Genomic DNA, 20,150 nt, shown 5'->3' with positions numbered 1-20,150 from the left:
ACCTTAATAGAAGATTGCTCGTTGGTATTTGGGGTTTTGAGGGGATTTCCAGCCCGAAAAATAGGGTTTATACCATTTTAGATTTTAGATTTTAGATTTTAGATTGAAGAAGAGGGAATGACTTATTCCATAAGGGTTTGGAGCTTGCCTACCGTTTGATTCTTTTTGTAAACTGGTGCGTGCAAGTAGCTGGCAGGGGCATTGAGAACAAGTGCTGCCTCCCCTTGTTGAGGTAAAAGTTAACCCCGGCCGGTAAATGCTTTCGGCAGATTTGCAGCGGCCGCGCTCTAGGTATTTCGATTCATGGCTGTCTTGTTTTTACCTTAACCACAGACTCGATCGGGGATGGGTGAATGCAGGGAACAGACTTTACTGTAAAAAAGTAAAGCATTTAATTTGCGACAATAATTCCCCGCGCGATCGCAAGAGAGGCTTACGCAAGGATTTGGGCCGGGAGGAGCAAATTGATCGCCCTTCGAGCATCCTTACTTGCACCCCCGGTCTTGAGGCTGCAGAAATTTATCCAGAATCTTAATATTCAGAATTCTTAGTATTGACAGTGAAACAAAGTTAATCTAATGTGTTGTAATTGATATAAGTAAAGTCCAATAAGCGAGGTACGGTCAATGGCAGAAACAGCTACAGCACCCTTAACAGGAAAAGGTCTGCTTCAAAAAATCAAAGGCAGTGATTTGCCACGCAGAGAACTTGCAAAGCTTTGCGGCTACTTCACGGTCAGCAAAAGTGGAGAAACCCGGATTAATCTGGCTGAGTTTTACGATGCAGTGTTAGCTGCTAAGGGCATTGAGCTAGAGAAGTCTAAAGCAGACGGACGCGGGCGAGAAGCGAGTTATCGAGCTAGCGTTCACAAGAATGGCTCGATCGTGATCGGGGCAAATTATACCCAAGAAATGGGATTAAAGCCGGGAGACGAGTTTGAAATTAAGCTCGGATACAAGCACATTCGCTTGATTCAAATCGATGTGGACAGACCGGATGTGGAATTGGATGATGAAGAGGAGGATACAGAAGAATAGAGGCGATTCCCTGCGGGATAGCTTCGCTTCACGCGATGCAGTCAGCCGATAGCAAGGCGACTGGATTTGGCATTCGCTACACGAGTATTTGCGCGCCACCCTTCGATTTAACTGATGAGCTGTCTTGACTATTTCTATTTTCTCTTGTCCCGCAAAGACTACAGTGCCTCTGAACTTCGCAAAAAGGGGCAAGAGAAAGGTTTTGGCAATGAGGAAATATTGGAGGCGATCGCGCAAATTCAAGACCGCGGCTATCAGTCCGACACTCGCTTGGTGGCAAACTCGATCGCCTCTGCAGCAGGCAAATACGGGAAGTCTGCCATCAAGCGCAAGTGCCTGCAAAAAGGAATTACCAACGATTTGTTCGAGCAAGTCTGGGAAGAAGAAATTGCCGAAAATCAGGACTCCGAAGCAGAAAAACTGGCAGAATTAAAAGCCAAAGTCATGCGGAAATACAAGATCGATACTTGGGGTAAAGCAGATCCGAAAACCAAGGGCAAAGTCTTGAATTACCTGCAATACAGGGGCTTTAATGCCTTTGAAATTTGGCGACAGTGGCAAACAGAAGAAGAAGATGAGTAAATAGTAGGCCCAAGCAAATAGATACGGCCCCGATAGGCAAGCACAACTACAATGCGGCCGACAGGGCTAAAGTGTAAGTCCTGAGTTTTTGTAAATGTGTGTCAATCCGAGTGCGTTGACTAACTAAGATTCGTACATCTGCCGGTGTCTGGCTAAAAGCTCGAGATATTTCTCGTTGATTTTGGCCAGCATCCATTTCTCTTGAAAAATGGCAGCGGATTCTGCTTTCACCGGATCTGCTTCTAGCGGCAAAATATCTTTTCGAGCTGCGGTTTGCTCAGCAACAGACTTCAGATTTTGAGGGTTTTGCTGGTATTTTCGACCGCTTTTGTGGTTGGCGTAGCGACGCGATCGAGTGTACCCCATCTGCAAGAACTTGCGGGCCATGTCGGCTCCAACAAAATCATCGGCATCGAGATAGTCTAAAAACAAGGAGTAAATTTTGCTGCTGGACTCCCTGGCAATTTCAGGAGTCTTAAATCTCCAGAAAGGCAGAATTTCTCCTTTATAGGGTTCAACCAACAGCACCCCCTGTTCTCCTTTGCCTACCCGATAAAGTTCCGGGTGCTGTCGAAAGTCGATGTTCTTAAAATCCACAGAGTAGTCGAACTGCTTCATTGGGCGTTTTCTGTTCTATCTGGAACTATAGAAGCCCGGGGTTTACCTTCGTCTGGTTGGGTATAAACCCAGGCCCAAGCAATGAAGACAGCTTGAAAAGGCAGCCTCAACCAATACACTAATTGGTTGTGGGGAATCCCTTCTATCGGAATGTTGTTGACGGCTTGATTGATATTAGCTGGAAACACGGCAATAAACAAGGCAATTAACCCCCACGCCGCCGCCCTGCTGACAGGAGGAACTAACAGCCCAATGCCGCCCAAAATCTCGAAAAAACCGCTGATATAAACCAAGGCTTCCGGGTAAGGAAGCTGGGGCGGCACAATTCTGATAAAAGGTGCGGGTACTGCAAAGTGCAGCACGCCTACAATACTGATAGCTACTGCGAGGATAACTCGCCAAATTTCTTTTTGACTTTTCATGGGCAATGGGTAATTAATAATTGTTAAATTGCTGCGATAATGCTTGCCAAAATTCGCTATCTGCGATCGAGATGACAATAAAACTCAGGCCCAAAAATTCCAGCTTTCCGGGTTTGTCTGCTCTTGCTGGTGGCTGTAACGATTTTATTTCGTATAAAAACCAGGTTTCTGGGTAAATCCCAGACAAGTTTTCACAGCCCCAAACTGGAGGAAGCGAGAACTGGAATCGAAGGCCTGGGCGCTGACTGCCAAAAACAGATAGCGCGCATTTTGATAACAAGATTTTAATGTCTAGTTGCCTGCTGCTGTCTCTATCTTCGGGTAGTAAAACATAATTTTTGTTCCGCCTCTAACTTCGTCAGCAGCCAAACCAGCGGGGGATTTTCTCGATCGACAAATGCACCATCGCTTAACATTAAATCAATCATCGCCGCCATTGATGAGTGCGATTGCTGTTAAATTTGACAATCAAGCATCCAGGATACAAGCCCCCGGATAAATCCGTCCAGAAATAAAAAACCTGTATCCGATAAAGGAGCCCCCGAATTTATCCGTGGGGTCAATGCTTCAATTCTAAAATCTAAAATCTAAAATCTAAAATCTAAAATCTAAAATCTAAAATCGATTGACCTAGCCTTCCAGGCGCTTCCCTACCCTACCCTACGGGAACCCCTACGGGGAACGGGAACCCTTGCGGGAAGATAGCTTTGCTAGGGCGTACCTTGATTAGACTAATTAAGGCGAGTAATTTGTCAATAAGTTTTAGAATTATTTAATATTTGCGCTGTGAGAATTATGGGGAGAAGCAATTCAGTAACACTCTGTAATTAAAATTACCCTCTCAAGTTTGAATTTTGTCAACTTCCCACAGATGCTAGAATGAATGAAATTATCGAATTTGCTAAAAAGTCGATCGTCGTAGCCACTCCCAAAGCATCCTGCTGGAATTCAAAATAGTTACCAACGGCAGGAACTTTTTAGCCACCACATTATTCAAAAATATTGAGCCTCCAAGCGCTGTGTCATTTTTATCTCCACGTAAGCAATCACCGACGACCATGAACACCTCAACCAACACCTCTAAATTTCGCCTAAACCGGATGCTGCGACAATCGCTGTTTGCAGGCATCATTTCTGCAGCAGCTTTAGCTAGCGGATGGGCGCCCGGTTTGTATGGACAATCCCCAAACCTCGTTTTCGGAGCAGCAGCCCAAGCTCAAGAGATTAGCAGCGAAGAAATTACTAGCTACGCTCGTGCTGTGTTGGCAATAGAACCCAGACGGGTGGAAGCTTATAACGAAATTAAAGGAATGGCTGGGGGATCGGTTCCCAGAGTAGTGTGCAACGAAACTAAGGAAATCAATAGGTTGTCTGGAGGTGTTCGTGGCATAGCGGTGAATTACTGCCAACAAGCTAAAAAAGTTATCGAAACCAATGGTTTGACAGTTAGTCGCTTCAATCAGCTTACTTTGCTCCAGCAAGCGAATCCGGCAGTCAAACAGCGAATTCAAGCCGAGCTCCTGCGACTGCAACAAGCGGGCAATCAATAAGCTTGAGGGTTTGAGTCTTTCTTCCTCTCCCGTTATATTAGACTTCTCCATAAAAGCTTGTTAAGGGCAGGCAGGATGCCTAAGCGCTACCTCCCCCCAACAATATATTGGAGATTTAAATTGTTCGAGTTGCTAGACGATAGGCAAAATTTTTTGAAAAAAAAGCGATCGTCTGCGATTAAGTGCTTGACAAAATAACATAAATTTGGTAAAAAGACCAGAACGGGAGCGGTCAGAGAGATGAATATTTTTCAACTGGCTGTAAATCGGAATGAGATATAGCGATCGCCAAGACGATTAAAACGTTTTTAATTCCTGAAACATGAGCTGAAAATTGCAATTTCGGTCTTCCTGATTCCTTCGGCTATAAAAAAGATATTCCTCAAAAACTCAGTGTCAAGTGAATGGCTCTGAGGAATAGAATAGAAAAATGCTAACATTCACAAAACATTTACCTGCAAATCCCGATGCTGTTGTCAGCTTTACTTTACCGATGACAGCGGACGATCGCACTCGCAGCCGCCACCGATTCGAGACAGAAACGGGGGAAAAGCTGCACCTGAGTTTGCCCAGAGGTACAGTATTGCGCGATCGAGATTTATTGCAGTCGGAAGACGGTAGCTGCTTGGTAATGGTAAGTGCAAAACCCGAATCGGTGTTGACAGCGCGGGCATCAAGCCCGCTGCTACTGATGCGGGCGGCTTATCATTTAGGAAACCGCCACGTAGCTTTAGAAATTGCCGATAATTATTTAAGACTTTCTCCCGACTCTGTGTTGCAGGGAATGCTGGAAAAAATGGGTTTGGAAGTAACAGAGGAAATTGTGCCGTTTCAGCCGGAAATGGGCGCTTACGGGCACAGCCATTAGATTTTAGATTTTAGATTTTAGATTTTAGATTTTAGATTTACTCTCACCGATGAATGCGAGGGCTTGTGACTAAATTGCTTTCGGCCATTCAAGAAGCAATAAGTCAACAGTCAACAGTCAACAGTCAACAGTCAACAGTCAACAGTGAACAATCAACTTTTATGTTTGTTACAGCTAGCTTTTGCACCTGTGGGAGCTTATAGTTATTCAGAGGGAATCGAAAGTCTGGTAGAAACCGGTGCGATCGACAGCGAGATTACTTTGAGTAATTGGTTAGAAAATTCGCTGCAATTCGGGGCTGTGCGAGTAGAAGCCGCTGTAGTGGTAAGGGCTTTGAGGGCGGCACAGATGGGGGATTTGACGGCTTTGAATTACTGGAATGCTTGGGCGACTGCTGCTAAGGAAACAGAAGAGTTGCGCTTGCAAAGTTGGCAAATGGGGCGGACTTTGGTCAGGTTGCTGCTGGACTTGCGTGAAGCGAAGCTATCCCGCAGGGAATCGCCCGTTGCTTCTGGGTTAACAACAAGTGTAAAAGATTTGGTGGAATTTGGCGGCAATCAGTGCAATTTTGCGATCGGCTTTGGCATTGCCGCCGCCAACTGGCAGATAGAAGAGGAAGCCGCCGTGTTAGGATATTTGTACAGTTGGGCTGCCAATTTGGCGAGTGCGGGCGTGAAACTGATTCCCCTCGGTCAAACAGCCGGTCAACAGTTACTGTTAGATTTGCAGTCTCAAATTAGCTGTACGGCGCAAGAAGTTTTACACTTAGAAGATGATGACCTTGGGAGTTGCAGTTGGGGACTAGGACTGGCTAGCATGGCGCATGAAACTCAGTACACTCGGTTGTTTCGGAGTTGAAAATCAGACAATCCAAAATCTAATTAGTAAGGTGCGTCAGAACCCCAAAGCCTCGATAATCGTTCCATAACTGCGTCTGACGCACCCTACAACTACAACTCGGTTATTTCGCAGTTAAAAATCAGAAAATCTAAAATCTAAAATCTAAAATCTAAAATCGCTATGGGTGCTTTTCGTGTAGGAATTGCTGGGCCAGTTGGTTCGGGGAAAACTGCTTTACTTGATGCTTTGTGCAAGGCGCTGCGGCAGCAATACCAGATTGCGGTTGTTACTAATGATATCTATACTCAGGAAGATGCCCAGTTTTTGGTTCGGAGTCAAGCTTTAGAGAGCGATCGCATTTTGGGCGTAGAAACAGGAGGCTGTCCCCACACAGCCATCCGCGAAGATGCTTCCATTAACTTAGTAGCTATAGAAGAGTTAGAACAAAAATTCACTGATTTAGATTTAGTATTTGTCGAAAGCGGCGGCGATAACTTGGCGGCAACGTTTAGCCCAGAGTTAGTAGATTTAACAATTTACGTAATCGATGTCGCAGCAGGCGATAAAATTCCACGAAAAGGCGGCCCAGGAATTACTAAATCTGATATGTTGGTAATTAATAAAACAGACCTCGCACCTTATGTAGGATCAGACTTAGGCGTGATGGAACGGGACGCGAAAAAAATGCGCGGCGACAAACCTTTTGTTTTTACTAACCTGAAGACAAAGGAAGGATTAGAATCAGTAGTTAACTTTGTTAAGTTGAATATTGGTGATAATTAGGTATTCAGCGCGCGATCGTCCATTCCCAATGCTAAAATTCCCAAAATTTTACCCAAATTGGTAAGCAAAGTTTCGGTTGTCTCAACAAAAACCGCTTGTCCTTCGAGTTTTAAGAATTTCCACCTATCTCCTGTAGTGACAGCCCCATAAATTGTGGTAATCTCATTACCTTCGCGCTCGTTGAAGATTTTAGCTGCTAGCATTTCAGCTATGCACTGTCCCAATCCCGAATTAATGTTTTCCTTTTTAGCCTCTACAATAGCAATGACTGGGGCTTTTACAATCAACAATTCTGGCGATCGACTTATCAAAAAATCACAATTCCCATTCAGCCCTCTTTCAGCATCTACAGTAAAATCAATGCCAGAAAATAAGCTCACGCGATGGTGCAAAAGTTTTCTCACTTCCATTAAAATCGGCGCGATAATCAGTTCCGAACGCGATTTTTCTGTATTGCTACCGAGAGCTACAGGCAGATTTTCTTGCAAAGTTTCTGTCAGTAATCTGCTGTACTCTAACTCTGGTGCAGGAGTGAAGATTTCGACTATTTCAGAATAAGCTAAGTCAAAGGTTTTCAAAACTCTGTCTAAATTAAAGTCACTGTATGCCATTTGACTTTCTCCAGGTTACAAATTATCGTTAAGCGAAGCTATCCCGAAGGGAATCGCTTATTTACTTTAACACTCCCTACCGTACTACCAATTCCCTGACCAAATTTGCCAAACGTTCTGTACTGTCTGTCACCGCTAATTGAGCAGCAGCTTGAGACATTTTTTCCAAGTATTCGGAATCTCTTAACAAATACAACACTTTGCTTTGCAATACCTCTGCTGTCAGTTCGCTTTGACGGAATACCACAGCGGCGCCGACTTTAGCAAATACTTCCGCATTAAATCTTTGGTGATCGTCAGCGGCGTGAGGAAAAGGAATTAAAATAGAAGGTACTCCCGTCACTGCTAATTCTGTCAGAGCACTCGCGCCCGATCGACTAATTGCTAAATTGGCTCGCTGCAACAAACTCGCCACATTGTCGTAAAATGGCATCGACAAATATTGCTCGTGTTTCAAACTCTCAGCATCCGGGTCATTATTTCCGGTAAGGTGAACCACCCAAGCACCGGCATCAAACCAAGCCGGAGCACACTCGCGCACTAACTTATTGACGGCGACAGCACCTTGAGAGCCGCCCATGACTAAAATAACAGGTACACTGTCAGGAATTGGCAAATTTAGAGGTTGGCGAGTCAGGAATTGCGATCGCACCGGCGTACCAGCAACCACCGTTTTCGCGCGGGGTAAATGCTGGGCTGCTGCTTCAAATCCGATCGCCACAGCAGTGCACAAAGGACTAAACCAGCGCGTCACTTTCCCCGGAATGGCATTAGATTCATGGAGAATCACCGGCAAACCCAAAGAGCGAGCCGCTAGAATTGCCGGTGCTGCGATGTAACCGCCGGTAGTAAAGACTCCCTGAAAATTTCCCGCTTTGAGCAACTTCCGCACATGAAGGATCGAGCCGACGAGTCCGCCCAAAATTCGCACTGTACCTAGTCCAAATCGCTGCTGAAAGCCTTCAACGGCGATCGTGTGGAGGGGGTAAAGGGATGAAACTAACTCGGTTTCCATGCGGTCTGGGACTCCTAGCCATTCGATCTGACAGTCGTTCAACTGACTAGCGGTGGCGATCGCAGGAAATAAATGTCCACCAGTGCCGCTAGCTGCAACCAACAACCGGAGGGGGGCTTTTGTCAAGGTTTTTGTTTCTTTTACAAGTACAAGTTCCACAGGTCAATCGATTTTATATTGGAGGTTTTAGATTATTATGCTTATTATTCCGGCAGTTTCAGCCAATTTTCAATCAGCAATCTAAAATTAGATTGTGCCGTGTCCGTCCTTCCGTTGTCAGTGTTCGTTGCAGGCGAACAGTTGCCCGCGCCACGACTCCTGACAAATAACCAAATTATCACCTAATGCGTAATTTTTTGAATTTAGTGCCAAGTGCATCTGAGTATTTTTCCAGCCGTCGGGACGAAAAAGCCGATCAGGCGATCGTTTTTGGCTTTAACTGCGGGCAGTCGATCGCTCAAATGTTGTTATGTTTAACAGTGGTAAGTGCTGGCGTGCTGCATCAAGGTGCGGCAACAGCGATCGGTGCGATCGGGGCGAGTCCCCGAACGATCGCCCAAACCCCTGCCAATGCGCCTGCCCCACTCACAAAAGTGCTAACAGAAATTGACGCAGCGGCCAACCGGCGCGATGTCAAAGCAGTCATGGCATTTTACAGCCCGAATTTCACTCATTCTGACGGCTTAAACAGCCGCATCATGGAAAAAGCCCTCACCCAACTCTGGGAGAGATATCCAAGTTTAAATTATCGCACCGAGATCAAATCTTGGAAAACCGAAGGTAGCGCGATTATTGCAGAAACCATAACTACAATTGCCGGCACTCAAAAAAAGGATGGCAGAGAATTAAGTCTCAAAGCTACCATCCGTTCTCAGCAGCGCTTTGAAGGCGAAAAAATAGTTAGTCAAGAGATTTTAGCCGAACAAACTCAGCTTACTTCTGGCCAAAATCCTCCCACAATTCAAGTGAATTTGCCGGAGCAAGTTAAGGTGGGCGAAGAGTACCATTTTGATGCCATTGTTCGAGAGCCGATCGGCGATGATATTTTAATAGGGACTGTTTTGGAGGAACCAATTACCGAAAAAACTTTTTTTAATCCCTCAGAAGTCGAGTTGGAGTTGCTAAATTCCGGGGGAATTTTCAAAGTAGGTAAAGCTCCGGCTACGCCCGAAAATCGGTGGGTTTCAGCAGTTTTGATGCGACAAGGTGGAATTGCAACAGTTAGTGTGCGATTGCGGGTTGTCAAGTAATAAAATAGGTGTTATGGGTTATACCATTTTAGATTTTAGATTTTAGATTTTAGATTTTAGATTTAGATGGGGAATAACTTATGAATTAAATGTTTGGAGCGCTGGTCTACAGTTGCATTTTTAGGGGATGGTATTATTTGGGTAATTTTAGTAGTGGCGGGTTCAAGAAAATCTTGAAGAGAAATGACTGAAGTCCCTAAACTCGTCACTACAAGAATTATGTTGAATTGACAGTATGAAATATCCAAAGCCTTATCTCATTAGTCATTCCCAAATCTAAAATCTAAAATCTAAAATCTAAAATCTAAAATCGTATGATTTCTATCCAAAATCAAATTGTTTTCATTACAGGTGCGAGTAGCGGTATAGGAGCAGCCTGTGCCAAGATATTCGCCAAAGGTGGAGCCAAACTAATTTTAGCAGCCCGCCGCCTTGAAAAGCTCGATCGACTGGCAAACGAACTTGTAGAAACAAAATCGATCGCATCGGCGAACGAGATTTATTTACTAGAATTGGACGTGCGATCTCGCCCGCAAGTTGAATCCGCGATAGCTGCACTTCCCGATGCCTGGAAAAACATTGATATTCTGATTAACAATGCGGGATTGAGCCGTGGTTTAGACAAACTGCACGAAGGCAACTTTCAAGATTGGGAAGAAATGATTGATACCAATGTTAAAGGCTTGCTTTACATGACTCGCTCGATTGTGCCGGGAATGGTAAGCCGAAACCGCGGCCACGTAGTGAATATCGGCTCAATAGCAGGCCGCCAAGCTTATCCGAAAGGTAATGTTTATTGCGCTTCCAAAGCAGCGGTGAGAGCGATTTCCGAAGGCTTAAAACAAGACCTTTTAGGAACACCCGTGCGAGTGACGGAAATAGAGCCAGGTTTGGTGGAAACAGAATTTAGCAATGTCCGGTTTCACGGCGATTCAGAAAAAGCAAAAAATGTCTATCAAGGATTGACACCGCTGACTGCGGACGATGTGGCTGATGTCGTGTATTTTTGCGCGACGCGATCGCCCCACGTCAATATTAGCGAAATCTTGCTAGTTCCGACAGACCAAGCGAGTGCAACTCTGGTTCACCGAAAAGAGTTGTGAGTTTTTAGTGGTAAGTGTCCGGATTGCGATCGAATTCTCAGGAAGCTTAATTGGTAGATGCACCCTGATTAATTAACTCCCGACCAATTTTGGCCGGGTTTTTTTTTGGATCTCGCACCCCAAACCACGAATTTTCCCAAATTTTCCCAAACTGTCCGGAACAGGTGCACCTCGAACCGGAGACTAAATTAGTAGATGCACCCTGATTAATTAACTCCCGACCAATTTTGGCCGGGTTTTTTTTTGGATCTCGCACGCCGTCGCCACAAATTGCCAAATTCTGCCAAAGTGTCCTGAAAGAGTTGCTCTCTTGCGGGAGATTAAATTAGTAGATGCACCCTGATTAATAAACCCCAGCCAATTTTGGCCGGGGTTTTTTTTGCTCGAAAGCTGGATTAGTTGATCGACCTACAACACCTCAAAAGACTGCACCTCAAGCACCGGGCCGATCATAGCAAACGTCATCACATCCTTGCGGACTTCACCTTTAACACTGACTTTCAAACCAGCTTTTTTCAAGTCAGAAGGAGCATCCTTAAGTTCGTAAGTTTCCCCATCTTGGCCAACCAAAGCCCAAGTGCCCGGGCCTAATCCTTTGCGTTCAATTTCACCTTTGACAGTAATACTCATGCCGATCGCACCTCTGTTTTAATTGCTAAACGCGCCAGTCCGAAACACAGAAAAGCATTGACAATCAAAAATGTTTGTGATGCCAAACCTGTGCCCAATCCCCAGACTGTGGGAGACACAAAAGCATTCACCGCTAAACTGCTGGCAAAACCGATCGAAATTGCGATCGCGATCCACTTCCACTGTTGATGTCCCAACAGCAAAGCAATCAAAATCCCAGGAATCAAAACGCTAGCAAAAAAGGGATTCAGCATACTGCTGCCATTAATTGCACCGCCGAGTTCGGGAATAGAACTGCCCATCACCCGCATCGGCCACTGTGGCAAGTCAAATACAAACAAGTTCCGCAGGAAAAAGAACCCAGAACTACCAGCAATCAAGCCACCGGAAAAGCCCCAAGTCCAGGCGAAGGGGAAATAATTCCGCATCAAGAAAGCCAGCAGGTAAGAACCGAGCACCATTGCAATTTTAGGCAACAGGGCGACTGCACCGCCGTCAATCCAAAACCGGGGGTTGAGATAGCCGTTATCGCGCAGCCAGCGGAAGAAATCGCGGAAGTTGATTTGTCCGCGCTGGGCTAGTTGAACTGCTGCGGCTGCGTCTAGGTGTCCCGAACCAAAATGGTTTAACGGATCTTCAGTGACAGTTCGCGAGGACTGCAAGAGTACGCTGCGAATTGCGTCTGGTTCTGTGATGCCGGAGGCCTTGACAAGGGCTGCAACGGCTGCAACGTGGGGAGAAGCCATGCTAGTGCCTTGGTAGCCTTCAAAGACTTCGGCGCCGGTTTCCGGGTCGATCGTACTCTGTAAAATCTTGCCCATTTCAGAACCGCCGGGGGCTGCAATGTCAACCCCTGCGCCGAAATTGGAGTAAGAGGCTTTTTCGTCGTCGGGGCCGAGGGCGGAAACGCCGATGACGTGGGGATAGCGGGCGGGATAGGAAGCGGAACTGTCGCCGGAGTTGCCGGCGGCTGCGATGATGACAACGCCTTTAGAGTGGGCGTAGTCGATCGCCTCTTCCATTAACTGACTTTCACCACCGCCACCTAAACTCATGTTGATAACATCTGCACCGTTGTCAGCAGCAAATTTAATTGCTTCGGCGATGTCAGAAACCGTGCCACCACCGCTGCCGCCTAACACTTTTAGCGGCATTAAAGCTGCTTCGTAGGCGATGCCCGCAACGCCGTAATTGTTGTTAGTTGATTGGGCGACAGTACCTGCGACGTGAGTACCGTGGCCGTTGTCATCGTAGGCTTCGGCGCGATCGTTTACAAAGTCGTAGCCCGGTACAAATTTGGTTTCTTTTAAGTCAGCGACTGGAGTAATACCCGTGTCAATTATCGCTACTGTTGTGCCGCTGCCTTTGGTTTCGTTCCAGGCAGATTCTACGTTGATACTGCGGAGATTCCACTGCTTGGTATACATGGGGTCGTTGGGAATCTCGAAAGCGCTGTAGACAAAGTTCGGTTCAATGTATTCGGTATCTTTAGCCAAATTTGATTTTCTCAGGGCGTTTAGCAAAGTGCGATCGCCCTTAACTACATATACATTGTCGCCCGCTGAGAATTCGCTGTTGAGTTGCGGTGCGACTTGGTACTGCTGGGCGATCGCCTCTACTTGCTTGGCGATCGTGGCATTACCGACATCTTCGCGGAAATCCAGCACAATCGAGTCGTAAGTGCCTTGAGTAGCAAGTCCTGGGAAATTAGAAATCGCCCAGCCGAGACCGATTAAAAATAAGCACAGAAGGAAAAACTTTTTCATTGCCGATCGTCCGTTTAGGGAAGGCGTGTTCACCACAATAACCCACTTTTCACCGCCAGCGCCAGTTTTCCTTGCTGCGACTTGTGGGGCTCTCGCACGCGGGCGTTTGGTAGTTTTCGGCGGTGGCTGTTGCTAGATCAAAAATTGCTCTAATTTCTAGTTTAAATTGCAGAGCAAGTTTTAGGAGTTCAATTAATTGTATCATTAGAGAAGATGAGAAACAGAACAAGCGACTATTTTCAACAAGGGTATTGCATGGAAAGAGGTTTAATGTGGCTGCCGCTGCTGGCAATTTTTATTGGGCTAGCTTGGGCTGGATGGAACGAGTATCAAAAGCTGGAAGCGTATCGCGTCTGGGCCGAACAATTCGCTAAAGCCAAGTACGATATTTATGCTGTACTTGGTCAGCAAGAAGACAGTTTAACTTGGGGAAAACCTACTCGCAGCGGGCCTGTGAATTTGCAAACTTTTTCTTTAAAAGACGTGCAGTCGCTGCGGTTGTTAGTCAACTCTCAGGCAGTTGATTTAGAGTCGCCGCCGAGTTCTGGGAGTCCAATCGCCCTCGAATTTTTGTTGAAAGATGGTGCTGCGGTGCAGGTCCCTTTTACAGAAATTCCTCTAGCGACTAAATGGGGAAAACACTTGCAGCAAGAATTGCAGCGCTTTAGGTAAAAACACTCTCCGGCTGGGCAGCGTATCAGATATGAACTGGGCTACTTGAAATTACAAAAGTCTGTAAAAGTGGTAGTAGAAATAGAACTTAGGCAACAAATCCTTTGAACTGCCATCTATAGGGGTAAAGTACGCACGGATCACCCGGAGGACATGAGTTATTGCAGTAAGTAGTAGGAGTAGTGTTCCCGTGCTTAGCCCGCTCGTGTTCCGTGCGTACCTTACAGTTCAAGTTATTGACCCCCTCGCATCCAGGATACCCGCCACGTGATTCATCCGTCCAGAAATAAAAAACCTGTATCCGATGAAACTTGCCGAACGTATTTATCTGTGGGGTCAATGCTTTAATCTAAAATCTAAAATCTAAAATCTAAAATCGATTGACCAGCGCGTCCTAAAACAGCTAAATTGCCAGCCCCCCAATCTGCGGAATGCAAACACAAGAATTTTTACAGCGCTATCAACAGGGAGAGCGAAACTTTGGTCACATTGACCTCAGCGGCGCTAGTTTAAGCGGTGTTAACCTGCGAGAAATAGACCTCACTGGTGCTAACTTGACCGGTGCTAATTTAAGCTGGTCTTTTTTGAGCAATGCCAAGTTGATAGGGGCTTGTTTGCGGCGCGCGGATCTCCGCAGTGCGGGGCTGGCTGGGGCGAATCTGAGCGGGGCAAATTTGAGCGGGGCAAATCTTGCTAAAGCGGATTTGCGCCTTGCTTGTTTGGAAGCAGCAGAACTCAATTGGGCTGCGTTCCCGGAAGCGGATTTGGGGGGTGCTAATCTTCAAAAAGTTAAATCTGACCAAATTAATTTTGCCGGGGCTAAACTCGACGGCGCGAAGTTGATGGCGGCGGAATTGATGGAGGCGAATCTCAACCGCGCCAGTCTTGTTGGTGCTAATTTAACGGGTGCTAATTTGCGGGAAGCGCATTTGGTGGAAGCGAATTTGCGATCGGCAATTTTGAGCGGTGTAAATTTGATTGAAGCTGACTTGAATGGCGCTCAAATGCGATCGGCAAATCTGACGGGCGCTGACTTGCACCGAGCTGTGCTGGCGGGGGCCGATTTGACTGAGGCGGTGCTGGATAACGCTGATTTGAGTCGAGCTAATCTGGCGGGTTCTTATTTATTGAAAGCGAGTTTTAAGAAGGCGCTTTTGCTGCGAGCTAACCTGCAAGGAGTGTATTTGCTGCGGGCGGATTTGAGCGAAGCTAATTTGCGAAGTGCTGATTTGCGGAAAGCTGATTTGAGCGGCGCTTATTTGATGGATGCGATGTTGGGTGAGGCGGATTTAAGAGAAGCTTGTTTGATTGAGTGCCGTTTGATTCGGACGAATTTGGAGGGGGCGCAGCTTACGGGTTGCTGCATTCAAAATTGGCAAGTTCAAGATGTCGATCTGTCGAGAGTTGACTGCAGCTATGTTTTTACTCAGTTTGATTATACTGCGAAAGTTGCGGCAAATCGCTTTCCGGTCGATCGCGATTTTGAGTCGGGGGAATTGGGGCGGCAGCATCAAGAGGACAGTTCTATTGTCAAGGTGTGTTTTGATGAATCTCCTAATTGGGAGGCTTTGGTTTTTACGCTGCGGCGGGTGGAGTTGGAAAGCCACCAACTCAAATTCAACGTTCAATTTTTTGATTCTGCGGGAGAACAAAATTTACTGAGGCTGAGCGCGAACCGTTTGGTGAATGGCAAGATTTTGGGCGATCGCATTTTGGAGCTTTATCCAGATATGTTGGAAAAGGTTTTAGCCAAGGGCGATGAAATTTTGAGTGTGCTCGACTTGGCTGTTCCTAGTAACAATGCGGAGCCGAGTCAGAATGAGGCGTTGCTCAGAAGACAGGAAATCTACCAGCGAATGGTGCGCCAAATTTCGTTTATTTTGATGTCTCAGACGCCGGATAAATTCTCTGAAAGTGTGCAGCGGCTGTTGGATTATTTGAAGCAGCAAGGTATCCCGACAGAGCAGATTCAAAAGAAAGTCATTAGTCAGGCGATCGTGCAGCGGGCTAAGCAAGACCCGGTGTTTCGGGAACAGTTGCTCAGGTGGGAGAAAACGGCGTCCGATCGCGTTCGCTGTTCGATGATGGGGGAAGCGGTGCGGTATGCGATCGCCCTTTTGACCGATTATTAACAGTTAATCGTTAACATTTGAAGCCGGAGAGCGACTAATACCCGCACTTGCTCGTCGGTGTCGGAAACTGCAAGCTTCGTGCAGCAGACTAAGCAATACCAAGCTTTTCGGGAACAGTTGCTTATGTGGGAGAAAACGGCTTCGGAGTGCGATCGATCGCTGTTCGGTAATGGGGGAAGCGGTGCGGTATGCGATCGACCTTTTGTGGGAATGAATAGGCATCCACCAACTAATCTCGTAGTTTAACAGTAAAATTACCCTGCCGTTTCACAACCCGTTAATCTTTGGTTGATTCAATATCTTGGATACTCAACAAATCGATCAATGGCTTAAGATCGAGATACATTGTGCGGTAAGGCACAGATGGTGGTAACGACTCATTAGGATCGACAAATTGAAAACCAAACTTCTCGTAAAAGCCAGATGCGTCATAGGGAGGAATAGTATCCGGGTCATAAAGTGCGTCAACGGTCATAAAGCGCACACCAACCGTAGGTGAAACTTCCGCTGCAACGTACTCTACTGCCCATTCAACCAGACGGCGACCTGCTCCTTTGGCACGTCTATCTACCGCTAGTAAACCAATCTTGATGGCTGGAAACGATCGATACTGAACGCCTTCGTCAAGCAGGATTGATTCATCAACTTCCAGTTTATCTGCCAGTAGGGTGATGTAACCTGCCAAACTGTCTTCACAGCGTAAAATCCAGCATTGACTAATATGAGCGTCTATCTCTCGCTGAATCCGTCCTTGTCGCCAGTAGGTGACAAACTCACCGCGCAGACAGCGAAACCCCTGACCAGAAATAGCAAGAGCGGAGGTCAACTGCTCGACAGCCAAGTCGGAAAAATCAACTCCAGCAAACTTACTACTTGGTGGCATTGGCAGTTGTCTGACGATGGCGACGAGCGGCGATCCTTTTAGCTAAAGCCAAAGCAGCTTCATTTGCAACATAACCACCACTCTTAAGGGCATGGGCAAGTTTCTGAACTTCGCTACCTGAGATTGGTTTGGAAACTGTATGGAGTGGGTACTTCATTACTAAATCCGATTAACTAATTCTATTGTAACAGATCGCTAATTGTGCAAGCATCGCTCTCCCTGCCAAGACAACCTAATGAATGTCGATCCGGGCTGACATAAAAACTCCTTCTTTAATACCTGTTTCACTATCCCAATCAGTTTCCAATATAACGTTAGAGACTTGTACTTGCCAACCAACAAACTGTAATGTATCACCAACACGAGGAATTATTGGTAGCCATACATACCATGCTCCTTCACCTTTTTTGTTGTTTTCAACTGCGGTGCCCGTAATAGCCTGGATCTCACTAAAAAAAACATTAGGATACTTAACCGATAAGTTATTAGTTTTTTTTAGCCTCTCGCCTTCACTCTCAGGATAATTTGCGATTTCACATAAATACCATTGTGTCTGCATAGTGGAAACTCCTACTCTATATCCATCAGTATTTTACTTAAACATTGCAACCTACAGATAACTTTCTGGTTGCTTTCCCGACCATGAATTATTTCGGTTTACCAGTCTTGGCTGCGGAGCCGGCGACCCGCTAAGGCCCGCACTTGCTCGTCGGCGTCGGAAACTGCAAGCGATCGCAACAAGGGCACAACTCCCGGATTTTCGGGATAATGTTCGATAATCGCTTCGAGTGCTGTAAATCTGGGATTGTAAGGAAAAGAACCGTTTTGATTGTCAGGATCGCTCAAAGCTCGATCGCGCAAAAACTCAAACATTCCCGGCTCGTCTTTCCATCCCCGCATTAACTCTACCAGGGCGATCGCCCGCACCTGCGAATCTTCATCCTTTTGAGCTCTACTTTTGAGCCACTCGAAAGTTTGAGACTGATTTGTCCACCCGCGCGCTAACTTTTGCAAAGCGATTTGCCTGACAGCGGGACTCTCATCGCCCTCTGCTTTAGCCTCCAGCAGCATCCAAGTTTCAGGATTGTCTGGCCAGTTGTAAGCGAGTTCAAGCACCGCCGCTTCCCGCACTAGCGCTTCCCCAGAATCGAGCTGAATTTTCAGCCAAGGCAAGGTTTCCGGGTCGTCTGGCCACCCCCGCACGATCGATCGCACCAGCACGCTCAGCAGGTGAGAATCATGCTCCAAGTCGACCCGGCTTTTGAGGAAAGGCAGCGTCTCGCCCCGATGAGACCAGCGTTTTGCGATCTCTTCCACCGCAGTTTCTCGGACGTTCAGGTGTCTGTCTGACTCGGCGAGATTTTGCAACCAGCCAAAGACTTCGAGACTGCCTGACGCCAGTGTGGCGACAGCCTCCACTACTACTTGCCGCACAGTCCAGTAATCCTCGGAATCAGCTATTTTTTGCAGCAGGGGCAGGGTTTCGGGGTGGTCGGGCCAACCTGCGGCTATCTGTTGTAGGGCTATTTCGCGCAGGTCGGCGTCGCGATCGCCCAATGCTATATTTTGCAAAAAAGTCAGAGTTTCGGGGTTCCCGGGCCAGCCAGAGGCAATTGCTTGCACTGCTGCCCGCCGGACGGTCGAACTCGCGTCGAACTCGGCTTTAGTTTTCAGCAGCGCGTAAATGTCTGGCTCGCCTGGCCAGTGCGAGGCCAATTCTTCTAAGGCTGCTGTCCGTACTTCTTTGCTGCTGTCGGATTCTGCTAGGGTTTTCAGCAGCAGGCAAACGTCGGTTGCGGCGGGCCAGCCCGCTGCCAACTCCCGCACCGCTACTGTTCGCAGGATAGAACTTCCTGTCTGGGCAAGGTTTTTGAGCAGGGAGGCGGTGCCTAAAAGGCTGTGCCAACCTCTGGCTATTTCTTGCCACGCACAGACTCGCACTCCCAAATTTTCGTCGGATTCGGCGGCGGTTCTCAGCACCAGCAAGGTATCTGTGCGGTCGGGCCAATTAGAGGCTAACTGTTCGAGTGCTGTGGTGCGGACTGCGGGACTTTGATCTGACAGAGCCAGGGCACTCAGCAGCGGCAAGGTATCGCTCGTGTCGGGCCAACCACAAGCCATTTCTCGCACACAGGTCGATCGCACTGCCCAGCTTGGATCTGATTTGGCGAGGTTTTTGAGCATCAGGTAAATTTCTGGCTGGTCTGGCCAACCACGGGCTATTGCTTCGACTGCTGTGGCCCGGACTTCTCCACAGTCGGTGGAGTGAGCGAGTATTTTCAGCCAGGGCAGGGTTTGCGGGTCGTTTTTCCAAGTTTGGGCGATCGCTGCGATCGATCGATTGCGAATTTGATAAGTTTCCTGCAATTCTTGAGCGCTTTGATAAAGAATCAGGAAACCCGTACCGTATTGCGATAACTTTTTTAAAGCGTTTAACAGTTTTTTTTCGGTTTTTTTATTAACATCATTTTTAACTTTTAACAAGCATTGCGCTGCTAAAAACAAATTAATAAATTTTTCTTGTTGACCGTTCTGATCTGTGAGATATTCTATAATTTGGCTCGCTGTTTCTTTGTCGAGCTTAGCTGCAATTTCTCTGAGGACTTCGTGCAAAGATTCGTCCCGCCAGTGCTGGCCGAAAACTTGTATGTTGAGTTCGCCCCAAGTCAGTTGACCGATTTTGAGTTGGGCATGGATTAACTCTGCTACAGTCTGGGGATTATTTTCGGAAACAAGTTTTTTTAACAACATACCGATACCCTGCTCCCTGAAGTTTGTTTGCATTGACCATCCTCGCATCAGCTCGGATATTAGTTGAGATTTTTTTGAGCGAGCGTGGAGTATGGAGCCAATCGACTCTATTTTATACGAAAAATACTGAGTCGGGAGGGCCCCCATGCAAAATCCGCCAGCACCCACAGGAATGTTAGGTGTTGGCGGATGGCGATCGAACAATTAAGCCGCTGAATCTAACTAACAGCTACTTGGACGCGATCGGCTACAACCCGAACCGCAAAAGTAGGAATCTTTACCGTTTCATCATCCAGACATTGCCCGGTAGTCAGACTAAAGTTCTGCTTGTAAATGGGAGAAGCAACTTTGAGAGTGCCGTTGCGATCGCCCACAATTCCCCGCGACAAAACAAAAGCTTTGCTAAATGGGTCGTAATTGCTAAGCGCATAAACTTCATCCCCGTTTCCCACTCGGAAAATCGCCACTTGTTCGCCTTTAACTAAAGCGCAAACTCCAGTATAAGGGGCGATCGCATCCAGAGAACACACATCTACCCAAGTTGTTACTGTATCGGAAACTTGTAATGATTGAACCATTTTCTTTTCCTGTTAATTTACTTCAATCTCGTTCCCAGCCGGAGACTGGGAACGTAGGT

General features: G+C 46.8%; 24 protein-coding genes. 12 read left to right on the top strand and 12 right to left on the bottom strand.

Features of this window, described 5'->3' with window-relative positions; all coding sequences use genetic code 11:
• Nucleotides 1-256: 256 nt before the first annotated feature.
• From QUB24_RS14085 to QUB24_RS14075, 3 genes are all read left to right on the top strand, one after another.
• Nucleotides 257-535, top strand: coding sequence for a hypothetical protein (locus tag QUB24_RS14085; protein WP_333153776.1), 279 nt, complete (start codon nt 257-259; stop codon nt 533-535).
• A 91-nt stretch (nt 536-626) separates the two neighbouring features.
• Nucleotides 627-1,037, top strand: coding sequence for an AbrB family transcriptional regulator (locus QUB24_RS14080; protein WP_015177612.1), 411 nt, complete (start codon nt 627-629; stop codon nt 1,035-1,037).
• A gap of 114 nt (nt 1,038-1,151) precedes the next feature.
• A complete protein-coding gene (locus QUB24_RS14075) occupies nt 1,152-1,619 on the top strand; it encodes a regulatory protein RecX (protein WP_333153775.1) in 468 nt (155 codons plus the stop codon).
• A gap of 123 nt (nt 1,620-1,742) precedes the next feature.
• Here the strand turns inward: QUB24_RS14075 and QUB24_RS14070 are convergent, their stop codons facing one another.
• From QUB24_RS14070 to QUB24_RS14060, 3 genes are all read right to left on the bottom strand, one after another.
• Nucleotides 1,743-2,237 (bottom strand): DUF4385 domain-containing protein, encoded by a 495-nt coding sequence (locus tag QUB24_RS14070; RefSeq protein WP_333153774.1) that lies wholly within the window; start codon nt 2,235-2,237, stop codon nt 1,743-1,745.
• Nucleotides 2,234-2,659, bottom strand: coding sequence for a DoxX family protein (locus tag QUB24_RS14065; RefSeq protein WP_333153773.1), 426 nt, complete (start codon nt 2,657-2,659; stop codon nt 2,234-2,236). The genes QUB24_RS14070 and QUB24_RS14065 overlap by 4 nt, the downstream gene beginning before the upstream one ends.
• A 311-nt stretch (nt 2,660-2,970) precedes the next feature.
• Nucleotides 2,971-3,096, bottom strand: coding sequence for a hypothetical protein (locus QUB24_RS14060; protein ID WP_333153772.1), 126 nt, complete (start codon nt 3,094-3,096; stop codon nt 2,971-2,973).
• 621 nt (nt 3,097-3,717) lie between these two features.
• Here QUB24_RS14060 and QUB24_RS14055 point away from each other — a divergent pair.
• The 4 genes from QUB24_RS14055 (at nt 3,718) to ureG (ending at nt 6,700) form a co-directional block, all read left to right on the top strand.
• Nucleotides 3,718-4,209, top strand: coding sequence for a DUF4168 domain-containing protein (locus QUB24_RS14055; protein WP_333153771.1), 492 nt, complete (start codon nt 3,718-3,720; stop codon nt 4,207-4,209).
• 430 nt (nt 4,210-4,639) lie between these two features.
• Complete coding sequence (ureE, locus tag QUB24_RS14050) at nt 4,640-5,077, top strand: urease accessory protein UreE (RefSeq protein WP_333153770.1); 438 nt, start codon at nt 4,640-4,642, stop codon at nt 5,075-5,077.
• A 144-nt stretch (nt 5,078-5,221) separates the two neighbouring features.
• On the top strand, nt 5,222-5,935 hold the full coding sequence (locus tag QUB24_RS14045) for an urease accessory protein UreF (RefSeq protein WP_333153769.1): 714 nt from the start codon (nt 5,222-5,224) through the stop codon (nt 5,933-5,935).
• A 162-nt stretch (nt 5,936-6,097) separates the two neighbouring features.
• Nucleotides 6,098-6,700 (top strand): urease accessory protein UreG, encoded by a 603-nt coding sequence (gene ureG, locus QUB24_RS14040; RefSeq protein ID WP_333153768.1) that lies wholly within the window; start codon nt 6,098-6,100, stop codon nt 6,698-6,700.
• On the opposite strand, the gene QUB24_RS14035 is transcribed toward ureG, so the two are convergent.
• Together QUB24_RS14035 and murG are read right to left on the bottom strand one after the other, a co-directional pair.
• Complete coding sequence (locus QUB24_RS14035) at nt 6,697-7,311, bottom strand: hypothetical protein (protein WP_333153767.1); 615 nt, start codon at nt 7,309-7,311, stop codon at nt 6,697-6,699. The genes ureG and QUB24_RS14035 overlap by 4 nt on opposite strands.
• A 76-nt stretch (nt 7,312-7,387) precedes the next feature.
• On the bottom strand, nt 7,388-8,485 hold the full coding sequence (gene murG / locus QUB24_RS14030) for an undecaprenyldiphospho-muramoylpentapeptide beta-N-acetylglucosaminyltransferase (protein ID WP_445300409.1): 1,098 nt from the start codon (nt 8,483-8,485) through the stop codon (nt 7,388-7,390).
• Between the two features lie 185 nt (nt 8,486-8,670).
• Here murG and QUB24_RS14025 point away from each other — a divergent pair, with 185 nt between their 5' ends.
• Entirely contained in the window at nt 8,671-9,576 is a 906-nt protein-coding gene (locus QUB24_RS14025) for a nuclear transport factor 2 family protein (protein WP_333153766.1), read from the top strand.
• 314 nt (nt 9,577-9,890) lie between these two features.
• Entirely contained in the window at nt 9,891-10,679 is a 789-nt protein-coding gene (locus tag QUB24_RS14020; RefSeq protein WP_333153765.1) for an SDR family oxidoreductase, read from the top strand.
• Between the two features lie 408 nt (nt 10,680-11,087).
• On the opposite strand, the gene QUB24_RS14015 is transcribed toward QUB24_RS14020, so the two are convergent.
• Together QUB24_RS14015 and QUB24_RS14010 are read right to left on the bottom strand one after the other, a co-directional pair.
• Nucleotides 11,088-11,309: a hypothetical protein gene (locus tag QUB24_RS14015; RefSeq protein ID WP_333085886.1), complete on the bottom strand. Its 222-nt coding sequence runs from the start codon at nt 11,307-11,309 to the stop codon at nt 11,088-11,090.
• Nucleotides 11,306-13,075 carry a S8 family peptidase gene (locus QUB24_RS14010; protein ID WP_333153764.1) on the bottom strand — a complete coding sequence of 590 codons (1,770 nt, stop codon included), beginning with the start codon at nt 13,073-13,075 and terminating at the stop codon, nt 11,306-11,308. Before QUB24_RS14010 ends, QUB24_RS14015 begins: the two co-directional genes overlap by 4 nt.
• Nucleotides 13,076-13,330: 255 nt before the next feature.
• On the opposite strand from QUB24_RS14010, the gene QUB24_RS14005 reads away from it, so the two are divergent.
• From QUB24_RS14005 to QUB24_RS13995, 3 genes are all read left to right on the top strand, one after another.
• Nucleotides 13,331-13,747, top strand: a complete 417-nt coding sequence (locus tag QUB24_RS14005) for a hypothetical protein (protein WP_333153810.1) — start codon at nt 13,331-13,333, stop codon at nt 13,745-13,747.
• Between the two features lie 431 nt (nt 13,748-14,178).
• A complete protein-coding gene (locus tag QUB24_RS14000; protein ID WP_333153763.1) occupies nt 14,179-15,879 on the top strand; it encodes a pentapeptide repeat-containing protein in 1,701 nt (566 codons plus the stop codon).
• A gap of 57 nt (nt 15,880-15,936) precedes the next feature.
• A complete protein-coding gene (locus tag QUB24_RS13995) occupies nt 15,937-16,125 on the top strand; it encodes a hypothetical protein (protein WP_333153762.1) in 189 nt (62 codons plus the stop codon).
• A 31-nt stretch (nt 16,126-16,156) separates the two neighbouring features.
• Here QUB24_RS13995 and QUB24_RS13990 read toward each other — a convergent pair whose 3' ends face one another.
• From QUB24_RS13990 to nirD, 5 genes are all read right to left on the bottom strand, one after another.
• Nucleotides 16,157-16,762: a hypothetical protein gene (locus tag QUB24_RS13990; RefSeq protein WP_333153761.1), complete on the bottom strand. Its 606-nt coding sequence runs from the start codon at nt 16,760-16,762 to the stop codon at nt 16,157-16,159.
• Nucleotides 16,749-16,919, bottom strand: coding sequence for a hypothetical protein (locus QUB24_RS13985; RefSeq protein ID WP_333153760.1), 171 nt, complete (start codon nt 16,917-16,919; stop codon nt 16,749-16,751). The genes QUB24_RS13990 and QUB24_RS13985 overlap by 14 nt, the downstream gene beginning before the upstream one ends.
• Nucleotides 16,920-16,994: 75 nt before the next feature.
• Nucleotides 16,995-17,321 carry a hypothetical protein gene (locus tag QUB24_RS13980; protein ID WP_333153759.1) on the bottom strand — a complete coding sequence of 109 codons (327 nt, stop codon included), beginning with the start codon at nt 17,319-17,321 and terminating at the stop codon, nt 16,995-16,997.
• Between the two features lie 98 nt (nt 17,322-17,419).
• Nucleotides 17,420-19,546 (bottom strand): HEAT repeat domain-containing protein, encoded by a 2,127-nt coding sequence (locus QUB24_RS13975; RefSeq protein WP_333153758.1) that lies wholly within the window; start codon nt 19,544-19,546, stop codon nt 17,420-17,422.
• A gap of 185 nt (nt 19,547-19,731) precedes the next feature.
• Nucleotides 19,732-20,091 carry a nitrite reductase small subunit NirD gene (nirD, locus tag QUB24_RS13970; RefSeq protein WP_333057424.1) on the bottom strand — a complete coding sequence of 120 codons (360 nt, stop codon included), beginning with the start codon at nt 20,089-20,091 and terminating at the stop codon, nt 19,732-19,734.
• Between the last annotated feature and the right edge of the window lie 59 nt (nt 20,092-20,150).

Source organism: Microcoleus sp. B9-D4, assembly GCF_036705105.1.
In the GTDB taxonomy this organism is placed as follows: Bacteria; Cyanobacteriota; Cyanobacteriia; order Cyanobacteriales; family Microcoleaceae; genus Microcoleus.
Note: the sequence above shows the minus strand (reverse complement) of the source record. Positions and strands in the feature narration are given on the sequence as shown.

Coding starts and splice junctions, on each gene's coding strand:
- nirD (WP_333057424.1), bottom strand. CDS start 20,091: ATGGTTCAATCATTACAAGTTTCCGATACAGTAACAACTTGGGTAGAT.
- QUB24_RS14020 (WP_333153765.1), top strand. CDS start 9,891: ATGATTTCTATCCAAAATCAAATTGTTTTCATTACAGGTGCGAGTAGC.
- ureE (WP_333153770.1), top strand. CDS start 4,640: ATGCTAACATTCACAAAACATTTACCTGCAAATCCCGATGCTGTTGTC.
- QUB24_RS14070 (WP_333153774.1), bottom strand. CDS start 2,237: ATGAAGCAGTTCGACTACTCTGTGGATTTTAAGAACATCGACTTTCGA.
- QUB24_RS14055 (WP_333153771.1), top strand. CDS start 3,718: ATGAACACCTCAACCAACACCTCTAAATTTCGCCTAAACCGGATGCTG.
- QUB24_RS14010 (WP_333153764.1), bottom strand. CDS start 13,075: ATGAAAAAGTTTTTCCTTCTGTGCTTATTTTTAATCGGTCTCGGCTGG.
- QUB24_RS14015 (WP_333085886.1), bottom strand. CDS start 11,309: ATGAGTATTACTGTCAAAGGTGAAATTGAACGCAAAGGATTAGGCCCG.
- ureG (WP_333153768.1), top strand. CDS start 6,098: ATGGGTGCTTTTCGTGTAGGAATTGCTGGGCCAGTTGGTTCGGGGAAA.
- QUB24_RS14000 (WP_333153763.1), top strand. CDS start 14,179: ATGCAAACACAAGAATTTTTACAGCGCTATCAACAGGGAGAGCGAAAC.
- QUB24_RS14080 (WP_015177612.1), top strand. CDS start 627: ATGGCAGAAACAGCTACAGCACCCTTAACAGGAAAAGGTCTGCTTCAA.
- QUB24_RS13980 (WP_333153759.1), bottom strand. CDS start 17,321: ATGCAGACACAATGGTATTTATGTGAAATCGCAAATTATCCTGAGAGT.
- QUB24_RS14060 (WP_333153772.1), bottom strand. CDS start 3,096: ATGGCGGCGATGATTGATTTAATGTTAAGCGATGGTGCATTTGTCGAT.
- QUB24_RS14005 (WP_333153810.1), top strand. CDS start 13,331: ATGGAAAGAGGTTTAATGTGGCTGCCGCTGCTGGCAATTTTTATTGGG.
- QUB24_RS14065 (WP_333153773.1), bottom strand. CDS start 2,659: ATGAAAAGTCAAAAAGAAATTTGGCGAGTTATCCTCGCAGTAGCTATC.
- QUB24_RS13975 (WP_333153758.1), bottom strand. CDS start 19,546: ATGCAAACAAACTTCAGGGAGCAGGGTATCGGTATGTTGTTAAAAAAA.
- QUB24_RS13990 (WP_333153761.1), bottom strand. CDS start 16,762: ATGCCACCAAGTAGTAAGTTTGCTGGAGTTGATTTTTCCGACTTGGCT.
- QUB24_RS13985 (WP_333153760.1), bottom strand. CDS start 16,919: ATGAAGTACCCACTCCATACAGTTTCCAAACCAATCTCAGGTAGCGAA.
- QUB24_RS14085 (WP_333153776.1), top strand. CDS start 257: ATGCTTTCGGCAGATTTGCAGCGGCCGCGCTCTAGGTATTTCGATTCA.
- QUB24_RS14025 (WP_333153766.1), top strand. CDS start 8,671: ATGCGTAATTTTTTGAATTTAGTGCCAAGTGCATCTGAGTATTTTTCC.
- QUB24_RS14075 (WP_333153775.1), top strand. CDS start 1,152: ATGAGCTGTCTTGACTATTTCTATTTTCTCTTGTCCCGCAAAGACTAC.
- QUB24_RS14035 (WP_333153767.1), bottom strand. CDS start 7,311: ATGGCATACAGTGACTTTAATTTAGACAGAGTTTTGAAAACCTTTGAC.